Source organism: Flavobacterium saliperosum (assembly GCF_900100625.1).
Classification (GTDB): domain Bacteria; phylum Bacteroidota; class Bacteroidia; order Flavobacteriales; family Flavobacteriaceae; genus Flavobacterium; species Flavobacterium saliperosum.
On sequence record NZ_FMTY01000023.1, the window covers coordinates 1 to 1291 of the forward strand.

The 1291-nt window shown below is 30.1% G+C and carries 2 protein-coding genes; both read left to right on the top strand.

The annotated features are described in order from the left end of the window. Positions 1–85: 85 nt before the first annotated feature. Positions 86–529 carry a hypothetical protein gene (locus tag BLQ05_RS13600; protein WP_023577505.1) on the top strand — a complete coding sequence of 148 codons (444 nt, stop codon included), beginning with the start codon at positions 86–88 and terminating at the stop codon, positions 527–529. A gap of 169 nt (positions 530–698) precedes the next feature. Beyond that, positions 699–1181, top strand: a complete 483-nt coding sequence (locus tag BLQ05_RS13605) for a hypothetical protein (protein WP_035654984.1) — start codon at positions 699–701, stop codon at positions 1179–1181. Positions 1182–1291: the final 110 nt, after the last annotated feature.

Consider the following 1291-nt stretch of genomic DNA (forward strand, 5'->3'; position numbering starts at 1 on the left):
GAATATATAAACCCCAACTTCATGAAGCCCCGGGACGTTAGCGGTAATGCGGCCGAACGAGCGCGAAATCCATGAACACATAAAAATGAAAAAGAAAACAATCATATTATTAGCTTCCCTTGTAATCTTGTCTTGCAATAAGACAAAAGAAGAAAAAAATATTGATAATGAACCTATTGATTCGCTATCAAGCAGTAATGTAGATTTAAAATCCCAAACTGAATCAAAAGAACAGAATTGGTATGATGGCTTAATTGCTGACTATATCAAAAACTCGGATAATGAGCTTATTAAATTGGCATTAAAAAACAAAGAAGAAGTTGAATGGCTTTTAGACAGAACCGAGAAAACCGATTCTACAAATTATTACATTTTTAATATCGGACAAGATGTAACTGATGAAAACAATGCTAATCCAAGATTCTCTTCTGATGGATGGATTTATGTTGACAGTTTATCAAAAAAAATATACGAATATGATTTGCCCAATGACAGTTTGGTTATATGGAAAAACAAGCACTACCGCTAACAGTGGTTTTGCGAAATTTGGGCTTTAAGGCTTGAAATTATGGTAGTTTTGTATTTGTAAACTTAGTCTTAAATTTATACTTTTGGGTAAACTAATCCCCAAACTTCGCAAAGCCACGGGACGTTAGGCGTCACTTTGACCAAACGAAATAGAATAAACTAATCGAAAAATGAATAACAGAATATTTTTAGTAGCGGGAATAATAATTTTTTCAATAAATATCTTTTTTATAGGATTACTAAAAAATAACGTACAAAATAGAGCTGAATTATTCTTTAAACATAAACCTAGTTTAGAGATGTTTTTTTCTTCAGAAAATAATTTGAAAAATACTATTGATAAAAAAGAAACTGAAAAAGAAAAAATATACAAAGAATATATAACTGATTACAATATTGAAGATCAATACAAATCTTTCTTTACGTTTATGTCAATTCAATTAATGATGTCTTGCCTTATTTTAGGTTTTAGTAAAATAGATAATTTTAAAATACAACTTGCATTATTTGGAGCTCATTTTGTTTTAGGTCTTATTGCTACATTCTTGATTATAGATTATGCGATGAACCAAACCAATAATCTGTTTTCAATTATGATTTTATTAAGTGTTGTTGGGCTTGAAATTATAATGATGAGAGGATTTACGAAATAAGAAAAGCGAACGCCTAACAGCGGTTTTGCGAAATTTGGGCTTTAGGGTTTAATGGAACGAACTTTTTGTATATTTGGCTTAAGTCCGAATGGAATGGTTTGGGAATATAT

What these genes read in the sequence shown, in the direction of transcription:
- BLQ05_RS13605 (WP_035654984.1), top strand. Translation starts at nt 699, where the DNA reads ATGAATAACAGAATATTTTTAGTAGCGGGAATAATAATTTTTTCAATA.
- BLQ05_RS13600 (WP_023577505.1), top strand. Translation starts at nt 86, where the DNA reads ATGAAAAAGAAAACAATCATATTATTAGCTTCCCTTGTAATCTTGTCT.